The sequence below is a fragment of the Rhodococcus sp. MurmanLake-1 genome (assembly GCF_056945715.1).
Genome location: NZ_JBWZNF010000009.1, coordinates 46,293 through 71,303, shown reverse-complemented (window position 1 = coordinate 71,303; position 25,011 = coordinate 46,293). Strand labels below are relative to the sequence as shown.

At 61.8% G+C, this 25,011-nt stretch carries 26 protein-coding genes; 13 read left to right on the top strand and 13 right to left on the bottom strand.

The annotated features are described in order from the left end of the window. Positions 1-18 precede the first annotated feature (18 nt). Entirely contained in the window at positions 19-954 is a 936-nt protein-coding gene (locus AC2ETI_RS23510; RefSeq protein ID WP_019746272.1) for a tyrosine-protein phosphatase, read from the top strand. A 10-nt stretch (positions 955-964) separates the two neighbouring features. On the opposite strand, the gene AC2ETI_RS23505 is transcribed toward AC2ETI_RS23510, so the two are convergent. Beyond that, a complete protein-coding gene (locus AC2ETI_RS23505) occupies positions 965-1,540 on the bottom strand; it encodes a hypothetical protein (RefSeq protein WP_483634457.1) in 576 nt (191 codons plus the stop codon). A gap of 150 nt (positions 1,541-1,690) precedes the next feature. Between AC2ETI_RS23505 and AC2ETI_RS23500 the strand changes: the two genes are divergently transcribed. Beyond that, positions 1,691-2,155, top strand: a complete 465-nt coding sequence (locus AC2ETI_RS23500; protein WP_483634456.1) for a GNAT family N-acetyltransferase — start codon at positions 1,691-1,693, stop codon at positions 2,153-2,155. After that, a complete protein-coding gene (locus AC2ETI_RS23495) occupies positions 2,152-2,760 on the top strand; it encodes a hypothetical protein (protein WP_483634455.1) in 609 nt (202 codons plus the stop codon). The genes AC2ETI_RS23500 and AC2ETI_RS23495 overlap by 4 nt, the downstream gene beginning before the upstream one ends. Before the next feature lie 7 nt (positions 2,761-2,767). On the opposite strand, the gene AC2ETI_RS23490 is transcribed toward AC2ETI_RS23495, so the two are convergent. Together AC2ETI_RS23490 and AC2ETI_RS23485 are read right to left on the bottom strand one after the other, a co-directional pair. After that, entirely contained in the window at positions 2,768-3,265 is a 498-nt protein-coding gene (locus AC2ETI_RS23490) for a hypothetical protein (RefSeq protein ID WP_483634454.1), read from the bottom strand. A 21-nt stretch (positions 3,266-3,286) separates the two neighbouring features. After that, on the bottom strand, positions 3,287-4,183 hold the full coding sequence (locus tag AC2ETI_RS23485; protein ID WP_021342356.1) for an oxygenase MpaB family protein: 897 nt from the start codon (positions 4,181-4,183) through the stop codon (positions 3,287-3,289). A 170-nt stretch (positions 4,184-4,353) separates the two neighbouring features. Between AC2ETI_RS23485 and AC2ETI_RS23480 the strand changes: the two genes are divergently transcribed. Continuing rightward, positions 4,354-4,812, top strand: coding sequence for a hypothetical protein (locus AC2ETI_RS23480; RefSeq protein ID WP_003943607.1), 459 nt, complete (start codon positions 4,354-4,356; stop codon positions 4,810-4,812). A gap of 154 nt (positions 4,813-4,966) precedes the next feature. After that, positions 4,967-5,350, top strand: coding sequence for a helix-turn-helix domain-containing protein (locus tag AC2ETI_RS23475; RefSeq protein WP_070384744.1), 384 nt, complete (start codon positions 4,967-4,969; stop codon positions 5,348-5,350). Here AC2ETI_RS23475 and AC2ETI_RS23470 read toward each other — a convergent pair. The 3 genes from AC2ETI_RS23470 to AC2ETI_RS23460 form a co-directional block, all read right to left on the bottom strand. Beyond that, positions 5,296-6,744: a histidine-type phosphatase gene (locus AC2ETI_RS23470; RefSeq protein ID WP_483634453.1), complete on the bottom strand. Its 1,449-nt coding sequence runs from the start codon at positions 6,742-6,744 to the stop codon at positions 5,296-5,298. The genes AC2ETI_RS23475 and AC2ETI_RS23470 overlap by 55 nt on opposite strands. 378 nt (positions 6,745-7,122) lie before the next feature. Next, positions 7,123-8,772, bottom strand: a complete 1,650-nt coding sequence (locus AC2ETI_RS23465; protein ID WP_483634452.1) for a class I adenylate-forming enzyme family protein — start codon at positions 8,770-8,772, stop codon at positions 7,123-7,125. After that, the gene (locus AC2ETI_RS23460; RefSeq protein WP_003943547.1) at positions 8,769-9,722 is read right to left on the bottom strand and encodes a cyclase family protein; all 954 of its coding nucleotides are present in this window, start codon (positions 9,720-9,722) and stop codon (positions 8,769-8,771) included. Before AC2ETI_RS23460 ends, AC2ETI_RS23465 begins: the two co-directional genes overlap by 4 nt. Positions 9,723-9,837: 115 nt before the next feature. Between AC2ETI_RS23460 and AC2ETI_RS23455 the strand changes: the two genes are divergently transcribed. Together AC2ETI_RS23455 and AC2ETI_RS23450 are read left to right on the top strand one after the other, a co-directional pair. Continuing rightward, positions 9,838-10,764, top strand: coding sequence for a TetR-type transcription factor C-terminal domain-containing protein (locus AC2ETI_RS23455; protein ID WP_029254130.1), 927 nt, complete (start codon positions 9,838-9,840; stop codon positions 10,762-10,764). Positions 10,765-10,786: 22 nt separating this feature from the next. Further along, positions 10,787-12,538 carry an oleate hydratase gene (locus AC2ETI_RS23450; RefSeq protein ID WP_483634496.1) on the top strand — a complete coding sequence of 584 codons (1,752 nt, stop codon included), beginning with the start codon at positions 10,787-10,789 and terminating at the stop codon, positions 12,536-12,538. A gap of 7 nt (positions 12,539-12,545) precedes the next feature. On the opposite strand, the gene AC2ETI_RS23445 is transcribed toward AC2ETI_RS23450, so the two are convergent. Together AC2ETI_RS23445 and AC2ETI_RS23440 are read right to left on the bottom strand one after the other, a co-directional pair. Then, the gene (locus tag AC2ETI_RS23445) at positions 12,546-12,923 is read right to left on the bottom strand and encodes a DUF5313 family protein (protein WP_003943558.1); all 378 of its coding nucleotides are present in this window, start codon (positions 12,921-12,923) and stop codon (positions 12,546-12,548) included. 30 nt (positions 12,924-12,953) lie between these two features. After that, positions 12,954-13,925: a GlxA family transcriptional regulator gene (locus AC2ETI_RS23440; RefSeq protein ID WP_019746284.1), complete on the bottom strand. Its 972-nt coding sequence runs from the start codon at positions 13,923-13,925 to the stop codon at positions 12,954-12,956. A gap of 71 nt (positions 13,926-13,996) precedes the next feature. Between AC2ETI_RS23440 and AC2ETI_RS23435 the strand changes: the two genes are divergently transcribed. From AC2ETI_RS23435 to AC2ETI_RS23425, 3 genes are all read left to right on the top strand, one after another. Continuing rightward, positions 13,997-15,313, top strand: coding sequence for an MFS transporter (locus tag AC2ETI_RS23435; protein ID WP_483634451.1), 1,317 nt, complete (start codon positions 13,997-13,999; stop codon positions 15,311-15,313). 78 nt (positions 15,314-15,391) lie between these two features. After that, positions 15,392-16,945 (top strand): succinic semialdehyde dehydrogenase, encoded by a 1,554-nt coding sequence (locus AC2ETI_RS23430; protein WP_003943578.1) that lies wholly within the window; start codon positions 15,392-15,394, stop codon positions 16,943-16,945. 3 nt (positions 16,946-16,948) lie between these two features. Then, positions 16,949-17,392 carry an SRPBCC family protein gene (locus tag AC2ETI_RS23425; protein WP_019746286.1) on the top strand — a complete coding sequence of 148 codons (444 nt, stop codon included), beginning with the start codon at positions 16,949-16,951 and terminating at the stop codon, positions 17,390-17,392. A gap of 60 nt (positions 17,393-17,452) precedes the next feature. On the opposite strand, the gene AC2ETI_RS23420 is transcribed toward AC2ETI_RS23425, so the two are convergent. After that, on the bottom strand, positions 17,453-18,409 hold the full coding sequence (locus AC2ETI_RS23420; protein WP_483634450.1) for a proline dehydrogenase family protein: 957 nt from the start codon (positions 18,407-18,409) through the stop codon (positions 17,453-17,455). 115 nt (positions 18,410-18,524) lie between these two features. On the opposite strand from AC2ETI_RS23420, the gene AC2ETI_RS23415 reads away from it, so the two are divergent. After that, a complete protein-coding gene (locus tag AC2ETI_RS23415; protein WP_229757078.1) occupies positions 18,525-18,953 on the top strand; it encodes a hypothetical protein in 429 nt (142 codons plus the stop codon). A 9-nt stretch (positions 18,954-18,962) separates the two neighbouring features. On the opposite strand, the gene AC2ETI_RS23410 is transcribed toward AC2ETI_RS23415, so the two are convergent. From AC2ETI_RS23410 to AC2ETI_RS23395, 4 genes are all read right to left on the bottom strand, one after another. Continuing rightward, positions 18,963-19,778: a siderophore-interacting protein gene (locus AC2ETI_RS23410; protein WP_020905680.1), complete on the bottom strand. Its 816-nt coding sequence runs from the start codon at positions 19,776-19,778 to the stop codon at positions 18,963-18,965. Positions 19,779-19,922: 144 nt separating this feature from the next. Next, complete coding sequence (locus AC2ETI_RS23405; protein ID WP_483634449.1) at positions 19,923-21,161, bottom strand: HNH endonuclease signature motif containing protein; 1,239 nt, start codon at positions 21,159-21,161, stop codon at positions 19,923-19,925. A 92-nt stretch (positions 21,162-21,253) separates the two neighbouring features. Continuing rightward, positions 21,254-21,871 carry a response regulator gene (locus AC2ETI_RS23400; RefSeq protein ID WP_019746299.1) on the bottom strand — a complete coding sequence of 206 codons (618 nt, stop codon included), beginning with the start codon at positions 21,869-21,871 and terminating at the stop codon, positions 21,254-21,256. Further along, the gene (locus AC2ETI_RS23395; protein ID WP_019746300.1) at positions 21,868-23,070 is read right to left on the bottom strand and encodes a sensor histidine kinase; all 1,203 of its coding nucleotides are present in this window, start codon (positions 23,068-23,070) and stop codon (positions 21,868-21,870) included. The genes AC2ETI_RS23400 and AC2ETI_RS23395 overlap by 4 nt, the downstream gene beginning before the upstream one ends. Before the next feature lie 114 nt (positions 23,071-23,184). Between AC2ETI_RS23395 and AC2ETI_RS23390 the strand changes: the two genes are divergently transcribed. Then, positions 23,185-24,231 carry an ABC transporter permease gene (locus tag AC2ETI_RS23390; protein WP_029254139.1) on the top strand — a complete coding sequence of 349 codons (1,047 nt, stop codon included), beginning with the start codon at positions 23,185-23,187 and terminating at the stop codon, positions 24,229-24,231. Continuing rightward, positions 24,228-24,968 carry an ABC transporter ATP-binding protein gene (locus tag AC2ETI_RS23385; protein ID WP_020968047.1) on the top strand — a complete coding sequence of 247 codons (741 nt, stop codon included), beginning with the start codon at positions 24,228-24,230 and terminating at the stop codon, positions 24,966-24,968. Before AC2ETI_RS23390 ends, AC2ETI_RS23385 begins: the two co-directional genes overlap by 4 nt. Positions 24,969-25,011 lie beyond the last annotated feature (43 nt).

Below are 25,011 nucleotides of genomic sequence, written 5' to 3'. Positions count from 1 at the left end.
AGAGAGAGACACTGCCACATGTCCACACGCTCACGAATGTTGTTCGCTCGCACTGCGAAGGCCGCCGCACTTGTTGTCACCGGAGGCCTGTTGTTTGCCGCTCCCGCCACGGCCATCCCGCTCGACTTGGGCTCTCTCAACACGGGATCGGTCGATCTCGGCTCGCTCGATCCTGTGCTCGCGCCGACACCGAACTTGGCCTCCGTGGCCAACTTTCGCGACGTCGCCGGCAATGACGGTAGGGGATACGCCACCGTCGACGGCTCGCACCTCAAGCGCGGCGTCATCTACCGGTCCAATGCGCTGACCGCGACCAGCGACGCAGACAAGGCGACGCTCACCGGCCTCGGACTTGCCGACGCCTATGACCTGCGCGGTTCAACCGAGATCTCCAACCCGTTCATCGGTGGCGCGGACAAGCTCCCGGACGGTGTGACGTACACGAACATCCCCATCGAGTTCAAGGATCTCACTCAGCTCGCCACAACGATCAAGTCGCCGGAAGAGGCCAAGCAGTTCTTGGTCGACACCAACCGCAGTTTTGTCACCGATCCCGTGCGCCGCGCCGGCTTCAAGCAGGTGCTCTCGGACATCGCTGCTGGTGACGGGGTGCAGTTGTTCCATTGCACTTCAGGCAAGGACCGCACGGGTTGGACCGCGATGTTGCTGCAGACCATCGCTGGTGTCCCCGCCCAGACGATCATGGACGACTATCTGTTGAGCAACACCTACCTTCAGGCGACCAACGAGAAGATCCTTGCGCAGATCTCTCAGGCCCTGAGCCCGCAGGTAGCGACCAATCTCGAGCCGGCCCTCGGTGTCGATGCGTCGTACCTGGAAGCTGGACTTGCGCAGATAGCCAGCGATTACGGAACCGTCGACGGTTATCTCACTGAAGGTCTCGGACTCACTGCGGACACGATCGCACTTCTGAAGGCCAAGCTCGTCGACTAGTTGCGCGCCGCTAAAACGCTTGAACGAACGAGTACCAGTCGCCGTCGAACTCCTGGTATCCGATCTCGCCGTCGCGGCGGGGCTTGCCGAGATATGGTGCGCCGTCGGGTAAGTGCGCCAGTCCGATCGAATCGATCAGACCGCCCTCGATGTGGAATCGGCACCCGTTGCCGACGGGCCAGACCTGCAGGACCCGGTAGACGCCAATTGTTCGGTTGTCCAACGACTTCTGGCAATCCGCGGCCACTGCTTCGAGCGAATCTTTCGACAATGCAAACGCAACACGCGAGGGGACGGACAAGGTCACGAGCGCGCCGGTGACGAGGACTATCACCGGCGCGATCGTGCTCAAACGCAGGGTTTTGTACTTCATCCAGCCAATCAGGCTGAGTATCAACCACACTCCACCCAAACCGAGTAACACTGAGGCGGCGAGCGCAAAGAATGGAAAGTACACAACCGGCGGCATAAAGGACCACACGATGACGCCGCATGTGAGAGCGACAAGCACTGCGATGACAACTGCCATCACCTTCCACCAGGATGCCGGACCTCCGCGCGCAGTTGTCGGATCACCGTCAGTCATCGGACAACCCTTGCACAAGGCAGTAATTGTGGGGTGGCAACGAATGGAATTGTTGCCACTGGTTTACGTCGAGGCCGTCGTGCGTTGAACCGAGAATTGGTCACTTTCAGCGCCGGCTATCTCTCTGATGCCGGAGGGTATGGTCGGATTGTGAACCAGGATCTGATCATTCGCCGCTACCTACCCTCGGATGAGGATGTGGTCGTCGACCTGTGGTCGCGCGCTGCCCGTGAAGCCCATCCATTCCTTGCAGGCGAGGGGACCGGTGAGCGGGAGCGGAAGATGCGAGAGGTCTATCTGATTCAGGCCGACAATTGGGTGGCTGAGCACAACTCCGAAGTTGTTGGCCTGTTGGGAATGATCGGCTCCGAGATCGGGGGACTGTTCGTCGCGCCGGCGTCGCAAGGGTTGGGTGTCGGTCGGGCGTTGGTCGAACACGCCACAACCATGCACGGCGAGGTAACGCTCGAGGTGTACACCCTCAACGATCGCGCCCGCAGGTTCTACGCGCTGATGGACTTCGAGGAAGAGGGGCGCCGACACGACGTCGAGACAAACCATGAATTGATCACCCTGCGTCGTACGGCGCGAGACTCCTCCGTCACTCGGCCATGAGGGATACGGATGAGCCCAGAACGGGCCTGACATTGTGCACAGATCTGACGGCTACCGATTGGCTGGTCGATCAGGATTTGCCTTGGTATCAGTTGGCTGGGCGCGGCCCGATCGGATTTCCGAAGTATGCGCGCCTGCGGTTCATCCCAGATCCGAGCTTTCCCGGTCAGAAATCCAATGATGTCGATTTCGATCAAACCGGGCCGGAAGAGAAAGTGCTGATCGGCTTCGCCCTGGATGTGTTGTCCACTTACACAACCACACCCGACGAGTGCTATTTCTGCATGTGGACCGGGTGGGGGTCGGCAGTCGGTGATGACGTTCCGCGGTTCGAGATCCTCAATCGTGACTACTGGCTCTTCCGTGGAACGCTTTCCGACTACGCCGATTGGAGCGTGGAGAACTCAGCTCGTTGGCCGTGGGGTTCTTCCCCTGATCCGGCCTTCATCTGGCCGGCGGATCATGCATGGTGCATAACCAATGATGTCGACCCACATTTCGCGATCATCGCCGCCCCTGAGGAAGCGATCATTCGAATTGTGGCCGATTCGCGGATCGATGCCGTCCTCGACGACCCGGATATCGTTCCGCCGTATTGGCACTGACGACCGATCACGGCCAAGTCTCGAGTTCGACTACCAGCGTGTTCCAGCGGACGCCGAAATTTGTGGGGACCTGACCCGTCTCGCAGTACACCGTCGGCCCGTCGAAGACGACGTTGAAGAGACCGGAATGAATTGTCGTCAAGAGTGTTTCGTGTCGCACGAGGTGGCCGGGCCGCGCTTTCACCCGTACGCGCCCGGTGGGCTGAGCGCGGTATTGCGTCCAGAGGTAGCGATCCCACACCAGGCAACCTCTCAACCGCACCTCGCCGACGCTTCCGACATCGTCGCCGATCAGTGTCGTAAATCCGTGTCCGAGATGGGCTATGTGCTCAGTGCGGCCGTCGATTGTCACGGTCGCGATGCGTGCATCGATTTCGCAGCACACCTCGGCAGGAAGGTCCAACATTTCGGGACTGGCCCAGTAGGTCGTCGGTTCGCAAGTATCGCCAGGCATGGGGGTGTCGCGCCACGGTTCGAGATCCTCGAGCATCCAGAGTTGCGCCACCGTTCGAGTATCCCAACGCGTCTACGCTTGGGCTTGCTGGTCTGCCTGCAGGTGCTTGACCGGGCACCCCGTGGGAAAGGTGCCGAGGTCTTCGACCTTGTAACCGTTCGGGTAGCTGCGGATGTTGGGCAGCTCGCGGGCGAATTTCCGCTTCGTACGCACCGGGAAGAACCGCAGCAGACGCGCGCGGACCTTCAGCGCGCCGCGTGAGACGACGCGCATCGCGGTGCTCGGGTGCTTGTAGTGGAAGGCGTCGAGTAGGTGGTCGTCCATGAGGGCGAACGCGAATCCCTTGACCAGAGCCTTCGGCGCCAGGTTGTTGGGCGGGAAGGTGCACATCAGGTCGAGGGTGGAATCGGCGACCGCCCGCGCTCCGGAGTCGAATGAAAAGTGTTCGCGCTCATAGTCGTCGAGAAGTTTGACGAACCCCTCGTAGGTGTCAGGAGTGTCCTTGATGTTCATGTACCGACCCAGGTGGCGGTAATAGTTCGTCGACCCGACGATCTCGTTGTCGGTCATCTTCCGCCAGCCGTACTCGTCGAGCCATCTGACCGGCGTGACGACAAAGGTGGCCAGAACGTAGAGCATGTCGTCGTTGGAGATGTCGTACGAGCCGTGCATCTGATTCATTCGACGGACGCTCTTGCGGCCTTCGGTGCTGCTGAGGCCGTGCTCGAGGATGGCGTCGAGGATCAGGCTGGTGTCGTCGTAGCGCTTTTGAACCTTGTCGGTGAACTCGCCCGTCGAGAAGAGGAGCTTGCCGATGGAAGGGACCGCGTACGTGCGAAAAAGGGCGAAGCTGAGCGCCTGATTGATGTCCCAGGGAAACTCTTGCGCCGCGAGAATGCGCGACATCTCTTCGTAATCGGTTTCGGGATCGAGTCGATCCGTGCGACTGCGGAGGTCGTAGCGCTTCATCTGAACACTCCCTGGGACTGGTCTGCGCGTTGCAGAGGTAGGTGTGAGCTGCACCACCGACTGTAGTTCTGACAACACGCGTTGTCTAGGGGTGTGAATAGTCGACTTTCCATCGTTTCGGGCGTTGTACCAGGGGTATCCGGAAAGTGTTGTCGACCCGAGGAGCAGCTATGAGCGTCACACGCACGGCCGGGGTTTTTGCGGCCATCGGATTACCGATTGCCGCGAGCGTCATGTTCGCCGGAGTCGCCTCGGCTGATCCGCCCCACCCTTTCGGCGGCGCCGCCGTCACCATCGGGTGCCCGAATCAGGGGTCACTGGCCTCGTTGACCGGGCTTACCGGCCAGTCCGGACCAGAGTCCAATCCGCCCATCGCCAAGGGTGATATTCGCTTCGATTCGTTCCCGGCAGCTGCGCCCATTCCGGCGGCGGGTCAGGTGACCGTTGCGTGGGTCAACACCGACACGGGTAAGTCCGGAATCGTCGACCTGGTAGGGACGTACCCGTATCTCTCTGCGACGGTGAATACCGGCGTCGGCAATGTCGTTGCGACGGCGTTCGGTTCGATCAATTGGGGCAGTAGTCCCATCTGCCAGTCGAATCCGACGATCGGCAGGTTCATAGCCTGATCGTCGCAGCCTGATCGTCACAGCCTGAACGGGCACAGGGTTGGCGGTATCGCGTGATTATCTGTCATCTCGGAGATACCGCCGTGTCCGTCCCATCCCATATTCTGAATCGTGTTAGTTGAAAGCATATTTCAGGGATGGAAAAGGTGGCGACGTGAATGGGTCGAGCGCGCGTCAGTTGATGAGCCAGATGCTCGTCGAGAAACGAAACAGTCTTGCGCCCGAAAAGGTCGGCATGCGCTGCGAGGGTGCTCGCCGCATGCACGGCCTCAGTCGGCGTGATGTCGCGCAGATTGCCGACATCAGTTTCAATCACTATCAGCGGCTGGAACAGGGTACGTCCGTTGGTGTTTCGGCTCCGGTCATCGTACGTATCTGCGACGCCTTGTTGATGGAAGACGACGAGAAGGCGCGCATGCTGGCGTTGCACCAGGCATGGGCGCGCCCTCGTCGACCGCTGGCTGGATCCCGAGTTGTCGGACCTCAGGCCGCCGGTGAAATCTCTGGTAGGCAGCGGGCCAGTTCGGCCGGCGTGTAGAAGAAACTCCCGGCGCTCACCGGAGCGCACGGGGCAGCAAATGCTGTCTCGCGCTCGTTGTAGAGCATTCGGACCAGCCGCTCACCGTCCGGTCCGGCGTAGACGTCCCACTGCACGTTGGCGGCCATCGGGCTGACATTCGCTCCGCGCCAGGGGTTGTTCGCGTAGGTGTAGAGATCGCCCTCGGCCTGCGAGGCGGTGCTTCCCGGCAGTTTCAGGAGCGCAGCGAAGGGGATGATCGTTTCTGCGTGTGCAAATCGGAAGTCCGCTCCCGGCACGGCGGCGTCGCCGGTGTGTTCCTGCAACCCGCGCAGGAACTCGTCGCGCAGGACGGTTGCCATCCGGTAGGTGACGTCTTCACCGGTGAAGCCCGGGCCCTTGGCGTAGAAGTCCTCGGCGTCGTTCGTGTACGCGAGCCACTGAGCGTCGTCGGAGTCGATGAACCGCTCGAAATTCCACTTGCCTTCTTCGGCCATGCCCGGAGTGATGATGTACGTGTTGTACAGCATGTACGCGGCGTCGACCTCGTTGTCGATCGTGCTGGAACCCTTGCCACGGTCGACGAGTGAGAACTCGCCCGCACTCAGCCGGTTCACGAAGTCCTCCGAGTAGAGCCTGAGCATCATGTGCCGCGAGACCTCGCGGGTGCGGGGAAGATCGGCGATCTGGTCGTCGACGGCTTTCAGTCGAGGATCGGACTCTTCGTAGTCCTTGTAGTCGGCGTTTGCATCCGAGTCGTGGAAGTAGAGAAGGTCGGCATCCGTGGTCATCGGCGCAACATCGCCGGCGACGGCCGGAAACGCACCGGTCAGGCCCTGAGCGAAGTTCTCGGCGCTGTCCACGGCACGGTCGACGCCCGACGAAGTCAAAGTGATGGTGCCCTGTTGCGCTGCGATGGCGTCGAACAATTGCGGGAGGCGCTCGGTGACGCGCGCTCCGAGCTGCCGATGTTCGGCCACCCCGAGTCCGCTGAGGTTGCCGTACCCCAGCTTCTTGTTGGCGGCCATGAGATCACGAAGCGCCGGGCCGAACTCCTTGCCGACGGGAGTCAATGCGTTCTCGGCTTCGGCGATTTCCCACAGCTGCAGGCTCAGGTCGTCGTACTTCAGGCTCGACAGTGCTCTGGAGCCATGGCGCGCAACGCTTTCCGTGTACACCGGGATATATCCGGTCGGCGGCGCCTGATAGTCGGCGATGCGCTGGCCGGGAGTGTAGGGCGTCTTGGACGTGAAGCCGCCGTCGCTGACGGTCGGTATCTCTGTCGAACCGGAACTCGAACCGGCGTCGAGCGAACCGAACGGTGACGCCGTGGCGATCGACTGAACGCTGCTGGTGACAAGCACGAGTCCGACAGCGCCGGCAGCGGCCAGCACGCCGAAGCGTGAGCTTCGCATGGTGAGTTGATCCTCTCCGTCGGTGCCGAGGTGACACGACGGAAGGAAAGTTAGAACAGCTAAGCGTCCGAATTGCACCTATTTGCCCATGTGCAGATGGACGCGGGGTTACAAGTTTCGGATTCGCGGAGCTCAGGAGGGTTTGGCGGCAATCCCGATCGACACGGAGAGCGACAACGCGATGAGGGTCATGGCCAGCCACTGGTAGCTCTTGGGCGTGGGCTGCTTCTTACGTCCGAACTTGCTCACTGATGTCTCCCGTTTGTCCGTGGGTACTCAGCACATATTACTGTTCCATTACCCCGATTGCGTGGTCGACCTAAAACTGTGCGCGATCAGACAGCAGGCGGACCGTGAAGTCCGCCCGCTGCCCTGTGATCAGGAGGTCGTGCGCAGCTCCCGTCGCAAGATCTTGCCCGTGACGGTCTTGGGCAGTTCCTCCACCAGCACCACGGAGCGTGGGTACTTGTACGCCGCCATCCGCTGCTTGCAGTGATCGATCAGATCTTCCGGGGTGACGGACGCCCCCGCGACGAGGCTGACAAACGCCTTCACCGTCTCACCGCGGTATTCGTCGGCGATCCCGACGACTGCCGCCTCACGGACTGCGGGGTGCTCGGCAAGAACGTCCTCGACCTCGCGTGGCCACACCTTGTAGCCGGACGCGATGATCATGTCCTTCTTACGGTCGACGACGTAGAACCAGCCGGCTTCGTCCATGAAACCGACGTCGCCGGTGTGGAACCACCCGTCGCGAATGGCCGACGCACTCTCCTCCGGCTTGTTCCAGTAACCGCGCACCACCTGTGGACCACGGACGACCAATTCGCCGATCTCTCCGATCGGCAGGACCGCACCGCCCTCGTCTTCGATGCGGACCATTGTGTTGGGTACTGGAACGCCGACGGACAGTGCCCCGGACGTGGGGTCGACGGGCGTATCCGCCCCGACGGGAACGGCGTGAGTGGGCGACGTGGTCTCGGTCAGCCCGTAGATGTTGTGCAGCGCAGCACCGGTCATGGCGCGGACTGCCTCGGCGGCTGTCGGCGAGATGGGTGCGCCGCCGGAATACAGCAACCGCATGGAGGTGAAGTCTTCGGGCGCGCAACCCGGAGTGTTGAGCAGTGCGGTGAACGCAGTGATGGCGCCGACTGTGAATGTCGGGCGGTGCTCACGAATCGCGTCGATCATCACCTCGGGCTGGAAGCGGTAGGCAAGCACCAGCGGCATTCTCGCCAAGACGGACACCGCGATGTGACCGATCAACCCCGTGATGTGGAAGAGCGGTGCGACGCCGAGAACCGTGTCTTTCGGGGTGAGCCCCAGCCAGTCACGGTAGACCTGGGCGTTGAAGGTCATGTTCGCGTGAGAGGTCATCGCTCCCTTGGGCGGACCTGTGGTCCCCGACGTATAGGTCAGTACCGCAATGTCTTCCGGTGCAGCGTCGGTAGTGATCGGATCGCCGAGACGATGCTGGTCGATCAGCGTCGCGAGATCGTCGGTACCGAGATCCTTCTTCACGATTCCGTCGAAAACCCGTGGATCGTTGCGGCTTTGGTACTCGAGTTCCGAGGTGGTGATGACTCGCCTGACCGGCGAGTCGGAGACGACGTTGCGGCCGACGGACTCGTAGAGCCCCTCGAGAGCGATCAGAACCGCTGCTCCGGAATCTTCGAGTTGGTATCCCAGTTCTCGTTCACGGCTCATGGGATTGATCGAGACTGCGACGCCGCCGGCTTTCCAGATTCCGGCGAGGGCGAGCACGAATTGCGGAACGTTCTGCAGGAAGAGTGCGACACGGTCTCCCTTCGCCAGACCACCTGCTCGTAGTGCGCGGGCCAGGGCGTCACTCTGCTGATCCAGTTCAGCGAAACTGAGTTGACCGTCGAAGTACTTCACAGCCGTGGCGTCCGGATCAGAGCAAACCGTCGCCGCCAACATTTCGAGCATTGTGGGCTGTTCGACGCCGATGTCGGGGGGAACGTCGTTGCGGTACAACGTCAACCAAGGGCGATCTTCGTATGTCATTTGATGGCAACCGGATTCACGGGAGAGCCGCTGGCCTTGGCAACCTTGAGCGGTGCGGCGACGTACAAGAACGTGTACTGGCCGTCGGACGCACAGTCCGCGGCCAGCTTCTCCAGATCGCAGATCTCGGTGAACACCACGCCGAGATTGCGCATCAATGCGTTGTGGAGAACCAGTGCCACACCGTTTTCGGGGTCGGTGGTGACCTCGTTTGCAATGGTGTCGGTGACGAGGTTCGGAATCTCCATGTCCTGGAACCACTGGACGAGTTCGGGGCTGTAGATCAAGCCGGGCTCGCAGAAGCCCTCGTAGAAGGCTTCGCCCTGGTCGAAGAACAGCTTGAGGAAGTTGGTGCGGATGACGAGAATGTCACGCTTCTCGATGGTGACGCCCTGCGCTTCGGCACAGGCCAAAAGATCATGGTGCGTGAAGGTTTCGGCCTTGTCGAGGTTTTCCTTGCCGCGGAACTTCGCCATGTCGAGAAGTACTGCGCGTCCGACGACGCCGCGGTCGGCAATCGGTTCGACGCTGGCCTTCTCCAGGCCGCCGACAGTGGTATCAGCCGAGTATCCGTTCCACAGGGCGCCGTCGTACCAGACGTGGCCGAGTGCGTCGTACTGCGTCGAGCCCTGCAGGAACGCGTCGATCTTGTCGTCCGCGTAATGCAGGCCACCGGGGAAGTTGGGGGCGTCGTCGCCGTCCCAGCTGCTCTCGTCGAAGATCTGTGTGCGCTCGGCGGGGCTCCGTCCCGGCCAGACCGGATCACCCTTGGGATCGCCGATAAGACGTTGGAGTGTGAACACGGAACCCTGCTTGATGGTTCCGACGCCACGAAGCACCTGTCCGGCGTCGAGGTAGTTCAGTGAACCGACCTCGTCGGACTCTCCCCACTTGCCCCAGTTGCTGGGTGCGTCGCGCAGGAGTTCTCCAAGATATGGCGCCTCGGTCATGGTGATTCGATCCTCTCGCTACCGACACCGAACGATCGCTCGGGCGGACCTGGGTCTTTGTGATACACATCATGTTCAGGCCGATAACTAGTAGTCAACACGTTCATAGATTTCCGTGGTCATCGCATTGTTGGAAATCCTATGTTCGGCAATACTGAACACTGTGACCGAATTTGAGAATGCTGTCCTGATCGGGGCGTCGATCCGGCAAGCGCGGCGTCACAGCGGGCTCTCGCTGCGTGAATTGGCCAGGCGTCTCGATGTCAGCCCGGCCACCCTCAGCGCTGTCGAGACCGGAAAGACCAGAGTCAGCGTCGACAGGTTGGCGGCAATCGGCGGGATTCTCGGAGTGCGTTTCGACGCTCTGCTCCCGGCTGCGATAGTGCGTCCGCCGGAACAGCCGCGATGGGGAGGCGACGACGCCGACCCGGACGCACATTTTCGCCCGAACGAGTGGCGAAGGTTCGGTCCGAGTTCGTTCGATCCGGTGTTGGCGGCCGCGCTCGCGGAGATGGTGAAGACCGGATATCACGGCGCTGCGATGCGTGAGATCGCCAAACGTGCGCAGATGAGTGTTCCGGGTCTGTATCACCACTATTCCAGCAAGCAACAGATGTTGGCCGAAATTCTCGACCTCACCATGGCTGAACTGAACACGAGATCGTTGGCGGCTATCGAAGAGGGCGAAAGTCCCGACGAAAGATTGGCTTTCCTTGTCGAATGTGTGACCTTGTTCCATATCTATCGGCGTGATCAAGGATTTCTCGGCGCCAGTGAAATGCGCAGTCTCACAGCCGAGAACAGGTTGCGCATCACGGAATCACGCAACTACCAGCAATGGTTGATGACGAAGCAAGTGGACGACGGAATCGCCGCCGGTGTGTTCGAAACGGATCGGCCGCGACAGGCCGCGCGTGCGATTGTCGTGATGTGTGTCTCTGTCGCGCAATGGTATCGGCCGAGTGGGCCGCAAACGCCCGAGGAAATTGCACGTGACTACGTGCGTTTTGCGCTCGATCTGGTGCGCCTTCAGCGACCGTGACGGACGTCATCCGGTTCGGGTGATGCGCCTGCGGGCAAACGGGTCCATGCTTGGAAGGTATCCGTACCGCGACTCGAGTAAGGAACGAAACCCAATGTCTTCCAATCTGTCTCACAAGGCCTACATGATCGGTGCCGGCATCGGAAACCTCTCGGCTGCCGTCTATCTGATTCGAGACGGTGAGTGGAACGGTGAGGACATCACCATCATGGGCCTGGACATGCACGGAGCGAACGACGGCGAATCCGCTGCTACGTTTCAGCACCAGTACGGCCATCGCGAACTCGGTAACGACGCGGGTTTCATCAACCGCGGCGGCCGCATGCTCAACGAGGAAACCTACGAGAACCTCTGGGACGTATTGAGTGCGGTTCCGTCGCTGGACAACCCGGGAAAGTCGGTGACGGATGACATTCTCGACTTCGACCACGCGCACCCCACGCATGACGTCGCACGGTTGATCGACCGAGACGGTATTCGCAACAAGGGCGAGAACGATTACAAGCACATGCAATTCGACAACAAGGACCGGTACTTGTTGACGAAGCTGATGACGATGCCGGAGTCGGACGAGGCAAAACTCGACGACATCAGCATCGAGCAGTGGTTCGAGGACACTCCGCACTTCTTCACCACCAACTTCTGGTACATGTGGGAGACCACTTTCGCTTTCAAGCGGGTGAGTTCGGCGATGGAGCTTCGCCGGTACATGAACCGAATGATTCTCGAGTTCAGCCGCATTCAGACGCTTGCGGGTGTCACCAGGTCCCCGTACAACCAGTACGAGAGCATCATCTTGCCGATGCGGATCTTCCTCGAAGGCAAGGGCGTGAAGTTCGTCAACGAACTGAAGATCACGGAATTCGTGTTCAAGGACACCCCGCTTCGAGACGAGATCATCGTGACGGGGCTCGATTACGAGAACATCCGCACCGGTGAGAAGGGCCGAATCGACGTGGCGGAAGGCGATTTCGTCTTCGACACCAACGGCAGCATCACCGACAGTTCGTCGATCGGCGATCTGGATACTCCGATCGTCGAAGACATGAGATACGCGCCGAGTGCGCTGCTGTGGAAGCAGGCCACCGAGCATTTCTACGATCTCGGGAATCCCGACAAGTTCTTCGGGGACCGGGCGCAGAGTGAGTGGACCAGCTTCACCGTCACCACTTCGTCACACGAGCTCATCAACGAGATTGCCCGAATCACCAAGCAGCTCCCCGGAAATGCACTCAACACGTTCGTGGACTCGAACGTGCTTCTGTCGATCGTGGTTCACCATCAGCCGCACTACCACGCGCAGAAGGAGAACGAAGGAGTCTTCTGGGGTTACTGTCTGTTCCCGCGCAAGGACGGCGACTACGTGAAGAAGCCGTTCATCGAGATGACCGGGCGCGAAATGCTGGAAGAGACTCTCGGGCATCTCGAGGCGCTCGACGAGAGCGGGACGCTGGCCGCGCGCCGACAAGAGATTATGGACAGCGTCGTGAATTCGATTCCCAGCCACATGCCTTACGCCAGTGCGCTGTTCAATCGGCGAGCCGTCGGCGACCGGCCGCTGGTGGTGCCGAAGCACTCCAAGAACCTGGCGTTCATCAGTCAGTTCGCGGAGCTGCCGTTCGACATGGTGTTCACCGAGCAGTACTCGGTGCGCTGCGCTCAGGTGGCCGTCTACAAGTTCCTGGGGATTCCGGAAGACAAGCTCACCAAGATGCATCACTACGAGAAGGATCCGAAGGTCCTCGCCAAGGCCGCAGTGACGATGTTCCGCTGAGGGGTGCTCAGCGACCGTGCCGCTTCTCGTAGTCCTCGCGAGTGCGATCGGCACGGCGCTGGGCCTTCTCGTCGAGCAATTCGGGATCGAGTCCGTGGCTCAGCAGGCGGTGACGGCGGTAGATGGTCCCGAGCGCCACGACGAAGTACGCGAGCGGGATGAGCAGCAAAGCCATCATGGCCAAGGGAATCCAGATCGGTCCCGGAATCAACAGGAACAGCAGAAGAATCAGCGTCGCCGGCACGGTGAAACGAATGATGTAGCGAGCCTGGGCACCCGGTCCGACCAGATCGTTCCGCACCCAGTCCTGGTACCGGTCGGGGAGCGTCTTCCCCAGGAGGTATCCGCAGTACTGGGGAAAGTTCGGGCGAGTCTGTTCGGCCATGGCCTCCAGGATAGTGCCTGGTACTGCCGCTTACGCCGGTGCCTTGAACGTGCGTCGGTAGGCGCTCGGTGAAACGCCGAGCGCTTCGTTCATGTGTTGACGCATCGATGTCGCGGTCCCGAAGCCGGTCCGAGCTGCAATTGCATCGATCGACAGATCGGATTCCTCCAGCAATTCACGTGCCCGATCGACGCGTCTGCTGGTCAACCAGCGGTTCGGTGTGGTTCCGACTTCGTCGCGGAATCGACGACTGAAGGTGCGGACGCTCATGTTGGCACGCGTCGCCAGGTCTGCCAGTGTGATCGGATCGCCGAGATGTTCGAGGGCCCAGTGCCGAGCGTCGGCAGTCGATTCCGAAGGCTTGTCAGCCAGTGGGCGGCGGATGTACTGCGCTTGACCACCGTCGCGCCACGGCGGTACGACGCAACGCCTCGCGACGGTGTTCGCCACTTCCATGCCGTGGTCGCGTCTGACGATGTGCAGACAGAGATCGACGCCTGACGCCACGCCGGCCGAGGTCAGGATGTGGCCTTCGTCGACGAACAGCACGTCGGGATCCACGTTCACCTTGGGATAGACACGCTGGAAATGGTCGGTGTTGCGCCAATGCGTCGTGGCGCGGAGTCCGTCGAGCAAACCGGCCGCGGCGAGGATGTACGAACCGGTGCAGATCGAGACCAGCCGGGTCCCCGGGCGGATGTGTTCGAATGCTGCGGCCAATTCGGGGGAGAGATACCCCTCGTCGAAGGCCGGGCCCAATTCGTACGACGCGGGGATGACGACGGTGTCGGCGGTGGCGAGCAACTCGCTCCCATGGTCGACCGAAATGCTGAAGTCAGCGTCGGTCCGCACGGGATTGCCGTCGATTGTGCACGTCAGGATCTCGTACAGCGGCCGATCCTCGACGTCGATGGCACGCCCGAAGATACGCGCGGGGATCCCGAGTTCGAAGGGAATGACTCCGTTCAGAGCCAGTACGACGACGCGATGCGGACCAGACATGGCTCGATCCTTTCATATATTGGCAATCTGGCCACTGTTCTCGATCGAATCCGAACTGCAGAATTCTCTCTGTGACTTCTGAGACCGCTCTCCCCGAATCGGGCCCGCAGCAGGTGAGACCCCCGCGCTTTCACCGCGCGTGGTCCGTCGCGATCGTGGCATTCCTGGCATTGGTCGGTGCGGCGAGCTTCCGCGCTGCCCCATCGGTGTTGATCGATCCGCTGCACGAGGATTTCGGGTGGTCGCGCGCCAGCATCTCGGCCGCCGTCTCGGTCAACCTGATCCTGTACGGGCTGACCTCGCCGTTCGCCGCTGCCCTGATGGAAAGGTTCGGTATCCGGGCGGTCGTCACTTCGGCGTTGGCGCTCATCTCGCTCGGCAGTGGTCTCACGATCTTCATGACCTCGAGTTGGCAGCTCATTCTGCTGTGGGGTGTGTTCGTCGGCCTCGGTACGGGTTCGATGGCGCTGGCGTTTGTCGCCACCGTCGTCGATCGCTGGTTCGTCGAAAAGCGTGGTCTCGTGACCGGCATCCTGACGGCCGGTGGTGCTGCCGGTCAGCTGGTGTTCCAGCCCGTCCTGGCGAAGCTCGCGGAAACGTACGACTGGAAGAGCGTCGCCTTCACAGTTTCGTTTGCCGCACTGGCCGTCGTGCCGTTCGTTCTGCTGTTCCTGCGTAACTATCCGTCAGACGTGGGAACGACGCCGTACGGCGCGCCCGCCGATTACGCCCCACCCGCCAAGCCTGTCTACCAGCGCGGCGGCGCCGGAGGCCGGGCGATCTCGGTGCTGGTGATGGCGTCGAAGACCAAGGTGTTCTGGCTTCTCGCCGGTACCTTCGCGATCTGCGGCGCGAGCACCAACGGCCTGATCGGAACGCACTTCGTCCCGGCGTCGCACGATCACGGAATGCCGATCACGACGGCCGCGTCCCTGTTGGCGTTGATCGGAATCCTCGACATGGTCGGCACCATTGCTTCGGGTTGGTTCACCGACCGGATGGACTCGCGAAAACTTCTCGGCATCTACTACCTCTTCCGCGGAATCTCGCTGCTCTTCCTGCCGCTGCTGCTCGCCAACACCGTGAATCCGCCGATGATCGCGTTTGTCATCTTCTACGGGCTCGATTGGGTGGCGACGGTTCCGCCGACGGTCGCGCTGTGCCGTCAACACTTCGGCGCCGATGCCCCCATCGTGTTCGGTTGGGTGCTGGCATCGCACCAGATCGGTGCAGGTCTGGTGGCCTTCTTGGCTGGCCTCGTTCGTGATCAGATCGGCTCGTACGACGCTGCATTCTTGGTGGCCGGCGCGCTCTGCGCGATCGCTGCAGTCATGTCGTTGTTGATCGCAAAACGTCCGAAAGAGGCAGTATTGGTTGACTCTGTCTGATTCGGCACTGTGATCGGTACCACCGACGGGGTAAGTTGTGTGTAACTCCAAGAACTACTCACCAGTAGGGGTACTGAAATGCCTGCTCCGTCCGCTGCGACCTTCTCGCGGCTCGCCGATCTGATCGCCATCGACAATGTTGCCGATCGCCCGACGAAGTCCATCACCGAGGTGTTCACCGGCAAGGAGCTGGCGACCATCCCCGTCGGCACCGCCGACGACGCACTTGCGGCCATCGCCCGTGCGCGCGTCGCCCAGAAGGAATGGGCCAAGCGCTCCGTCCTCGACCGCGCTGCCGTCTTCCACCGCTACCGCGATCTCATCCTGGAGAACCGCGACGCCCTCATGGACATGGCTCAGGCCGAGACCGGAAAGTCGCGTACCGCAGCTCAGGAAGAAGTCCTCGACATCTCGATGACGTCGCGTCACTACGCACGTGTGGCTCCGAAGCTGCTGCGTCCGCGTCGCGTCTCCGGCATGCTTCCGGGTCTGACGAAGACCGTCGTCCGCTACCAGCCGAAGGGTGTCGTCGGCGTCATCTCGCCGTGGAACTACCCGATGACGCTGGCCGTGTCCGACGCCATTGCCGCGCTGCTCGCGGGCAATGCCGTTGTCCTCAAGCCGGACAGCCAGACGCCGTACTGCGCGCTCGCCTGCGTCGAACTGCTCTACAAGGCGGGACTGCCCCGCGACCTCTTCGCCGTGGTTCCCGGACCGGGCTCCGTCGTGGGCACCGCGTTGGTCGAGAACACCGACTACCTCATGTTCACCGGTTCCACCGCGACCGGTCAGCTCCTCGCCGAGCAGGCCGGCCGCCGACTGATCGGCTTCTCCGCCGAACTCGGTGGCAAGAACCCGATGATCGTCGCGGCCGGCGCAGACCTGCGCGAGGTCACCGACGCCGCTGTGCGTGCGTGCTTCTCCAACTCCGGTCAGCTGTGCATCTCCATCGAGCGCATCTACGTCGAAGAGTCCATCGCACCCGAGTTCATCCGTATGTTCGGTGACCGCGTCAAGAAGATGAACCTCGCCGCTGGTTACGAATTCGGAATCGAGATGGGCAGCCTCGTCTCCGAGGCCCAGGTCAAGGCAATCTCCGCGCATGTCGACGACGCAGTGGTCAAGGGCGCCACCGTCATTGCCGGCGGCAAGGCCCGCCCGGACATCGGACCGCTGTTCTACGAGCCCACGCTGCTCACCGGGGTTCCCGAAGACGCCGAGTGCTACCGCGACGAGACCTTCGGGCCGCTCGTCTCGATCTACCCCGTCAAGGACGTCGAAGAGGCCATCGCTGCGGCCAACGACACCGAGTACGGCCTCAACGCCAGTGTGTGGGCGGGAAGCAAGGCTGCCGGCGAAGCCATCGCAGCGCGCATCCACGCCGGCACCGTCAACGTCGACGAGGGTTACGCACCCACCTGGGGCAGCACCGCAGCACCGATGGGCGGCATGGGTGTCTCGGGCGTCGGTCGTCGTCACGGCGCCGAGGGGCTGATCAAGTACACCGAGCCGCAGACCGTTGCCACCACCCGCGTCATGAATCTCGGTGGACCGCGCGGACTTCCGGCCAAGGTGTGGGCAAAGCTCATGCCTCACGCCATCAAGATCATGTCCTGGGTTCCGGGCCGGTAACGGGTGGAAACCGCCAGCGCGTACATCGAGGCAACTCCGGTATCGGTGTGGAAGGTTGTCAGCGACATCGAAGGTATGGGTCGCTTCAGCCCTGAAAACACCGGTGGAACATGGACTTCCGGAACTCCGGGCACTGTGGGTGCAAAGTTCAAGGGCACCAACAAGCACGGCCTGATTCGGTGGAGCACGCACTGCACGGTGGTCGACGTGGTCGACTGCCGGAAGTTCTCCTTCGAATCGGACGAGCCGAAGGCTCGGTGGACGTACGTGCTCGAGCCTTCGGGAACGGGCACTGTGCTTACCGAGACTCGTGAAATCTATGCGACGCCTGCGCTTTACGTCCGCATGATGTCGGGTAGCGGCCTGCTCGGTCGGGGTCGAGATCAGCTGATGCAGACCGGAATGGAAACCACTCTGGCGCGCATCAAGGCGTTTCTGGAGAGCTAGAAACATACACAAGTGGGGCTGCACTCGAATCGAGTGCAGCCCCACTTGTGTTGCTGCGGATCAGTTTGCAGTGGTGACAAGCGCGGCGTCGACGAGCGCGGTGTAGACACGCTCCGGCTCTTCGGCGATGCGATTGAGTACGTACAGCCACCACTGTGTTCCGAAGATGACGTATTCGCGCGTGGTGAAGCCCGCGGCTCGGAGTGTGTCCAGTTGCTCGGTACCGAGACCGAGCAGCATCTCGAACTCCACGTGGTCGGCTCTGAGCTTCGAATCATGCTCGGCGCGTAATGCTTCGAGAATGTCGCGGTCATGCGTCGCGATGGAAACCTGGTGACCCGATTCGACAATTCGGGCAGCGTAGTCGAGATACGCGCTGCGCAGTTCGGCACTACCGCGCGGGTAGGCGACGGATTCGGCTTCGAGGAAGGCGCCCTTCACGAGACGGATGCGGCCGGGTCGGTCCAGCAGAGCGGCGAGATCCTTTGCGGTCCGGTGCAGTCGGGCCTGAACAGTGATCCCCACGTGAGTGAAGCGCTCGGCCAGTCGCGCGTGCATGTCGAGGACCAGGTCGGTGCGATCGGACGCTTCGGCGGAGATGATCAGCTCGGCACCTGCGCGTTCCGTGGCCTCGGCCAGGCGCACGACATTGCGAAAGCACTGCTCCGGATCGATCACCAAGCCGATGTGCGAGAGGTCGAACGACACGGTGCTCTCGACACCCGACGTGCCGATTCGTTCCGCGAGTTCCACGAAAACATCGGTTTCGGCGTTCGCGAGCTCGGGATCCCGGACGCTTTCCCCGGTGTATTCGATGCTCGCCTTGTGTCCTCGCGTGAAGATCGAGGGGAGGCGGTCGAAAGCGTCGTCGATGGTTTCGCCGCCGATGTAGCGAGCGGCGACTTTCCGTGCGAGTGCTGCAGTCGCAGCGTCCGCCATCGTGCGTTCTTTCAGGGATTCGTCGAGTGCGAGGCGGCGTAGGACGTCTGCGGCCTGGGCTTGTAGATCCGTGTTCACGGCTTCAGCGTATCCGGACGAGAGTGCGGGAATTATTCTCCGGACCCTTGCGTTCGATCTATTGTCGATATATCGTCGATACGTCAAACAAACACAGACAGTCCAGGAGGACAACATGTACGCCCCACACAACAACCCAGAAATGCAAGAACGTCGCGAGCATGGCCGCCGAGGCCCGCATCGTGGACACGGTTTCCGTCGAGGATTCGATGGAGAGCGCCCCGAGGGTCGCTTCGAAGACCGAGCAGAAGGACGCCCCGAAGGCCGACGCGGTCGCGAAGGTCAGCGCGGATTTGGTCGACCCGACCAGCGTGGACACGGCCGCCCTCACTTCGGTGAAGCCGGCGCAGCGCTCCGTCCCGCGATGGGTCTACTCCGAGGTGCCGCTGTCGCGGTAGCCGCAGGTGGGACCGCTGAGCAGGTCGCCAAGGCAGAGGCAATTCTTGCCGAGGCACGCCGTGCACTGTTCGAGATGCTGGCGGAAAAGCCGGCTGACGTGCAGCAGGCTCACGCAGAATCTACCGACACACTGCCGGCAGAGTGATCACGGCGCTCAGGCGCCGACGGTGACTTCCTCGCTGTTCATGCCGGAAACGTGGCCGTCGGCGCCCTCTCGCCAGTACCCGACAACATTGTGCTTGTCGCGAGCAATTCCTCGAACTTCCCTCAGATGCTTACGAATACGACGGCTGGTTGCGCTTTCGCACGCCACCCACGCGTAGACGTCGGCCGATTCGGATTCGGGAAACTCGACCCTCTCCACAGCCTCGAACAGTGCGCTCGGCGCCTTTCCGAGACCACTCCCCACGAGCCACGTGTACGTGACGTCGCCGCGAGTGACAAATTCCTGTCGATCCTCTTCGGTTTCGACCTCGATGATCGCCTGTGCGACATCGCCCTCTCGAAGTTCTTCGACAATCCTGCCCAGTCCGGGGAGACCCGTGGCGTCTGCGACCAGCAGCTGCCAGCGAGGACCCGCCGGTGCTTGGTAGTGGGACCGCGAACTGTCCGACCAGAAGACGCCTAGTAGGTGACCTGGTTCGGCCCGCAGGGCCCAATCCGCTGCAATACCGCCAGGGTGCACGACGAAGTCGATGTCCAGACGTCGGCCGCCGTCGTGCACCTTGCGCACGGTGTAGTGTCGCCACGGTGGCTCGGTTCCGAGATCGGCTTTGCCGTAGTCGGGATTGTTGAAGTAGTCGTAATCTGCTTCTGTTTCACCGGGTTTCGGGAACGCAATATCGATGCGCTCGTCGCCTTGTCCGCCAGTCGGCCAGTGCCAGTCACCTTCTGCCTCGATGCTGATTCGCCGCATGTGCGGGGTCAGGGACGTGACGGTGACAACGCGGGCGGGTTCGCAGAAAGACATGCCTCGACCCTATTGGTCCTGCGTGTCGAAGTGGAGACAGATGCTGTCGCAAGACGGACATCGAGCGCAACCGAAAATGCCAGCGTATGCCCCGGGGCATGGTTATTCCCCGGGGCATACGCTGGCATTTTCAGTTATGCCCGTTCAGGCGGCTGTCGGTGGGCTGTTCCCACCGATCGGATGCTGATACGGGTCAACGGACATCGGCGGATAGAACACCGACTTCCGATCCGGGCCGATCTCGACACGCCACTCGGTGTGGTGCAGTGTCCGGTGGTGATGACCGCACAACAGAATCAGATTGTCGAGATCCGTTGGGCCACCATCGTTCCAGTGAACAATATGATGAGCATCGCACCACCCCGACGGAGTCCCGCACCCTGGGAACGCGCACCCACCATCCCGAACTGCCAACGCCCGCCGCTGCGGCACCGTTGCTGTTCTCGCTTCCTTACCGCAGTCGAGCGGAACACCATTCTCGTCCAACAAGATCCGCGTCACGGTGCAGTCGCAGGCGAGCATCCGTGCGGTGTCGATACTGATCGGGCCCACCCAGTCCGTCCATGCGAACCCGAGTTCCTCCGTGGACGGCAGGAGGTCTTTCAAGGCTTGCAGATCGGTCATGTCTTTCGCCGATGCGGTGACCGTGATGTGTGGTTTCACGCCGCCCTCGATCGGACCCAACCCCGCCCGCTCATACCGGCGCAACAGTTCGCAGAACCCGTCCGCACGCCGTAGTGCCGGAGTACGCGTGTCCTTCACGCCGTCCTTCTCCGGCGTCGGAGCGGACAGGCTCGACAACAACGTGATCAGACGGGCCCCGTTCACAGCATCCAAGTCACCCTTCACAGACACACGCCCGTACAAGCCTTTCGAGGCGTAAAACTCGTTGCGCTCCGAATCCTCCCCGACCGGAACACCGTCCTCACGCTTGCCGTACTGCTTCTCGATCCGCCGAATCGCTGCCCGCACCGCATCACAATCCGCGATGTTCTTCGACGCCAACCCCAACAAGATCCCGCGAGCCTTGTCCACATCCGCCAGGGTCATGTTCTTCGGTGGATGCTGACAAAACGACGCCACCTGACGGGCTTTCAACGCATCCACATCACCACGATGAAACGCATCCGCGACAACAGGTTCGAGCATCAACAACCGCGCCAACCCGACCAGCAGACTGCACTCACCGATCTCCAGATTCGTCGAACCGTGCAACCACTGCGCGATCGCCCGAAAGCCCCTCCCGCCGAGAACCTCCCGGGAAAACATTTCAACGATCAGCAACACCATCCGCGACTGCAACTCGTGCCGGGCGCGCACCAGATCGAGAACCTCACTCTTGAGGTCCTCACCATCCAGCTGCCACGCTTCCCGACTGTCCATGAAGCAATCATATTCGAACAGAGTTTCGAACACAAGAGAATTGCAAGCGAAAATTACTGCTGTACAGCTACTTTCGACAATTCGGACAAACGTCAGATCGAACCCAGCTCCCGCGCACGAGCTACCGCCGACGTCCGCGACTTCACGCCCAACTTGCCGAAGATGTGGACCAGATGCGATTTGACCGTGGTCTCGCTCAGGAACAGTTCTTTGCCGATCTCTCGGTTGGATCGACCCGCCGCCACCAACTTCAGCACTTCGATTTCCCTTGGGCTAAGGCTGGTTTCGGGTTTGCGTACCCGAGTCATGAGCTTCGACGCGATGGCAGGTGAGAGAACGCTGTCCCCGCTCGCAGCGGCGCGGACGGCCGACAGCAACTCGACCGGGGGTGTGTCCTTGAGCAGATAGCCGCTGGCTCCGGCTTCGACGGCGCTCAAGATATCCGCGTCCGTGTCGTAGTTGGTCACAACGAGTACGTGCGGCGGATTCGGCAGCGCGCATACCGCGCGGGTGGCGTCGACCCCCGTCTTGCCTGGCCCGAACCGCAGGTCCATGAGCACGAGGTCGACCGGCGTGGTGGCGCAGAAGGCTATGGCTTCCTCGGCGGTCCCTGCTTCGCCGACCACCTCGATGTCGGATTCGCTTTCGAGCAGCGCTCGCAGCCCGGCGCGCACGATCGCGTGATCGTCGGCGAGCAGCAGGCGGATCACTGTTCACCGACATCGAGGGGAAACGTCACCGCGACGGCCGTGTGTCCCGGCTCCGACTCGATTGAGAACGTTCCGCCCTGCAGTTCGACGCGTCGTCGAATTGCATTGAGGCCAAAAGATTCCGCCGGTCCACGTTCGAGAACTGCCACGTCGAAGCCGCGGCCGTTGTCGACCACGTCGAGGCTGACGGTGTTGTCGGAATACGTCAGTGTCACAGCCATTCTGGTTGCATCCGCGTGGCGGAGAACATTGGACACCGCACCCTGGGCGATGCGCACCAGTGTTGCTTCGAGGGGCATAGGCAGCCGGATTGCCTCACCTTCGACCAGGGATCGCGCTTCCAGTTCAGGACTGCTCGCGCGTTCACAGATTCGACGAAGCGCATCGGCGAGCGACTGACCGTCCAGGGCCGCCGGTGTCAATTCGGCGATGAGTTGGCGGGTTTCGGCAAGACTGTCCGCTGCGGTTTCCCGTGCGAGGCTGATCTGCCGGATGGCCGGGCTCTCCGGATCGGCGCGTTCGGCAGCGTGAAGGAGCATCTGGATGCTCGAAAGTCCTTGGGCCACGGTGTCGTGGATCTCGGCTGCGAGCCTTTCACGTTCGGCGAATTTTCCGGCATCGCGAGACGTCGACGCCAATTCTTCACGGGTGTTCATCAATTCGTCGATGAGACGTCCGCGCTCGGCTGCCTCCCGGTACAGCGCCTGATATCCGAGACCGATAGCAACGGCTACGGCGGCGCCGATGATCGGGCCGACGGCGCCGGCCACCGTCCACCCACGATGCAATCCGGTGCCGATCACGGCGACGGCCGTTGCCGCGGTGACGGCCAGCAGGCTCCAGGGGCGCCGCAGAATATGGAGATAGAGGAAGAAGAGTCCGAATGCGAGGTAGGCGGCGTCGGCGGATACCGCCATCGTCGCGATCCAGACGAGGGTCAGCACGGCCAGCCACCAGCGGGCAGCGTTGCCGCGCAGCCTTTTGGCAACGCCGAAAAGATAGACGGCAACAAAGATCACGGCCAGCGCGATGATTGTTGCGGTCAGGTCGGATTCGTCGATCAGCGCTCGAAGAAACACCACACCGGCCAGCGCCATGACAAGGACATGCAGGCCCAGTTGTAGGCCGGCGAAGACAGGCGTGAGCGGAGATCGGTGCATCTCGCCCAGCTTAGCGAGGTTCGGGCCTGGTTCATCCATCAAAAGTTGTAAACCGGGATGGTTCTTTCGAGCGCTGGAATGTCGATCCGAGGTGCGATGGAAAAAGTCTGCATCCGCGAGAGCGTAGAGGCAAGCACAGGAAAGGAATTCACAGTGTTTGTCGCAATGAGGGACTTACGGGCAGCGCGAGGTCGTTTCGCGCTGATCTCCGTCGTGGTTCTGTTGGTTGCACTTCTCGTCAGTTTTCTCAGCGGGTTGACTGCAGGACTTCGCCATCAGAACGTGTCGGCCATCGAGGCCATGAATGCCGACACGGTGGTGTTTGCAGACACCGGAGCTGGGGCGTCGTTCGACGAGTCGGCGCTCACGCAGGACCAGGTCAACGCCTGGGCCGGGGCCGCGAAGGATGTCGATCCCATCGGAATCGGCCGCGGGAAGGCAGGATTGGCCGACGGAAATCAGAAGTCGGTGGCCCTGTTCGGTGCTGACGGCGGTTTCGGTGACGTGACGCCGTCGGCGTCAGGCACGGTGGTGTTGAGCGAAGGTGCCGCCCGCGATCTGGGGGCGGGCGCCGGCGATCAGGTGAGCGTCGGTACGCAGCAGTTCACCGTCAGCGACGTTCGCGGTGACGACTGGTACAGCCATTCGCCCGTCGTCTGGATGACGCTCGGTGACTGGCAGGCGGCCAATCCACGCGGCGGAGTTGCGACAGTACTGGCTGTCACCGGAGCCTCTGACGCTTCCGCAACGGACAAGTCAGCCGTGACGACGTCGACGACGGTCAGCGGTTCGCTCGACGCGATCGGTTCGTACAAGTCGGAAAACGGGTCGTTGACGCTGATGACGCTCATGTTGTTCGCGATCTCGGCCCTGGTGATCGGTGCGTTCTTCACGGTGTGGACGATCCAGCGAACCCCGGACATCGCGACGTTGAAAGCGCTCGGCGCAACCACCGGTTCTCTGGTGCGCGACGCACTGGGCCAGGCGCTCATCGTTCTGATCGCCGGCGTCACCGTCGGAATCGGGCTGACGGCCGTGGCCGGCTCGCTGATCGGAGACGCCATGCCGTTTGTCCTGGACGCATCCACGACCGTCGTACCTGCCGTGGCATTGATCGGACTCGGCCTGCTCGGCGCGGCCTTTGCACTTCGATTCCTCTCGACCACCGATCCACTCACAGCATTGGGGAGCGCACGATGACCATGACAACCGGCACCACAGTTCTCGACATCCAGAACGTCGATCTGACGTTTCCCGACGGGCAATCGCGGGTGACGGCGCTGGACGACGTGTCTCTGCGACTGCACCGCGGCGAGATCGCCGCGATCACCGGACCTTCGGGTTCAGGCAAGTCCAGCCTGTTGGCGGTGGCGTCGACCCTGATCCGTCCGGATTCCGGGCACGTCTATCTCCGGACGCCGGAAGGCAGCACCGACATCGCGGCGCTGAGTCGGCGGGCGGCGTCGGAGCTGCGACGCTCGTCGATCGGGATCGTCTTCCAGCAGTCCAACCTCGTGTCGTCGTTGACGGCTCTGGAGCAGCTCGAGGTGATGGCGCATCTGGGGCAGTCCGTTTTCACGTCACGGACCCGTCGCAAGGCCGTGAAATCAAAAGCGATGGATTTGCTGGACGCTGTCGGGCTCGCGGATCAGAGCGGAAAACGACCGTCTCAGCTGTCGGGTGGGCAGCGACAGCGCGTCAATCTCGCGCGAGCATTGATGAACGATCCGCAGCTTCTGGTGGTCGACGAGCCCACCAGCGCGCTCGATCAGGAGCGCGGTGCCGCTGTCATGGATCTGATCATCGGGGTGGTGCGGGAACACGAGGCGGCAACCCTTCTCGTGACACACGACCGAAGTCACCTGTCTCGGATGGATACTGTCTATCGTGTTGTTGACGGTTCCTTGGCGGAGGACCAGGAGGCGCTCGCGGCGTAACTCAGGCGGGCACGATTCGGGCATTCGTCACTGCATCCGGGCG

What these genes read in the sequence shown, in the direction of transcription:
- AC2ETI_RS23395 (WP_019746300.1), bottom strand. Translation starts at nt 23,070, where the DNA reads ATGGATGAACCAGGCCCGAACCTCGCTAAGCTGGGCGAGATGCACCGA.
- AC2ETI_RS23495 (WP_483634455.1), top strand. Translation starts at nt 2,152, where the DNA reads ATGAGGGATACGGATGAGCCCAGAACGGGCCTGACATTGTGCACAGAT.
- AC2ETI_RS23465 (WP_483634452.1), bottom strand. Translation starts at nt 8,772, where the DNA reads ATGACATACGAAGATCGCCCTTGGTTGACGTTGTACCGCAACGACGTT.
- AC2ETI_RS23485 (WP_021342356.1), bottom strand. Translation starts at nt 4,183, where the DNA reads ATGAAGCGCTACGACCTCCGCAGTCGCACGGATCGACTCGATCCCGAA.
- AC2ETI_RS23410 (WP_020905680.1), bottom strand. Translation starts at nt 19,778, where the DNA reads ATGTCTTTCTGCGAACCCGCCCGCGTTGTCACCGTCACGTCCCTGACC.
- AC2ETI_RS23470 (WP_483634453.1), bottom strand. Translation starts at nt 6,744, where the DNA reads ATGCGAAGCTCACGCTTCGGCGTGCTGGCCGCTGCCGGCGCTGTCGGA.
- AC2ETI_RS23385 (WP_020968047.1), top strand. Translation starts at nt 24,228, where the DNA reads ATGACCATGACAACCGGCACCACAGTTCTCGACATCCAGAACGTCGAT.
- AC2ETI_RS23480 (WP_003943607.1), top strand. Translation starts at nt 4,354, where the DNA reads ATGAGCGTCACACGCACGGCCGGGGTTTTTGCGGCCATCGGATTACCG.
- AC2ETI_RS23505 (WP_483634457.1), bottom strand. Translation starts at nt 1,540, where the DNA reads ATGACTGACGGTGATCCGACAACTGCGCGCGGAGGTCCGGCATCCTGG.
- AC2ETI_RS23460 (WP_003943547.1), bottom strand. Translation starts at nt 9,722, where the DNA reads ATGACCGAGGCGCCATATCTTGGAGAACTCCTGCGCGACGCACCCAGC.
- AC2ETI_RS23430 (WP_003943578.1), top strand. Translation starts at nt 15,392, where the DNA reads ATGCCTGCTCCGTCCGCTGCGACCTTCTCGCGGCTCGCCGATCTGATC.
- AC2ETI_RS23415 (WP_229757078.1), top strand. Translation starts at nt 18,525, where the DNA reads ATGTACGCCCCACACAACAACCCAGAAATGCAAGAACGTCGCGAGCAT.
- AC2ETI_RS23440 (WP_019746284.1), bottom strand. Translation starts at nt 13,925, where the DNA reads ATGTCTGGTCCGCATCGCGTCGTCGTACTGGCTCTGAACGGAGTCATT.
- AC2ETI_RS23510 (WP_019746272.1), top strand. Translation starts at nt 19, where the DNA reads ATGTCCACACGCTCACGAATGTTGTTCGCTCGCACTGCGAAGGCCGCC.
- AC2ETI_RS23405 (WP_483634449.1), bottom strand. Translation starts at nt 21,161, where the DNA reads ATGGACAGTCGGGAAGCGTGGCAGCTGGATGGTGAGGACCTCAAGAGT.
- AC2ETI_RS23445 (WP_003943558.1), bottom strand. Translation starts at nt 12,923, where the DNA reads ATGGCCGAACAGACTCGCCCGAACTTTCCCCAGTACTGCGGATACCTC.
- AC2ETI_RS23450 (WP_483634496.1), top strand. Translation starts at nt 10,787, where the DNA reads ATGCGCCTGCGGGCAAACGGGTCCATGCTTGGAAGGTATCCGTACCGC.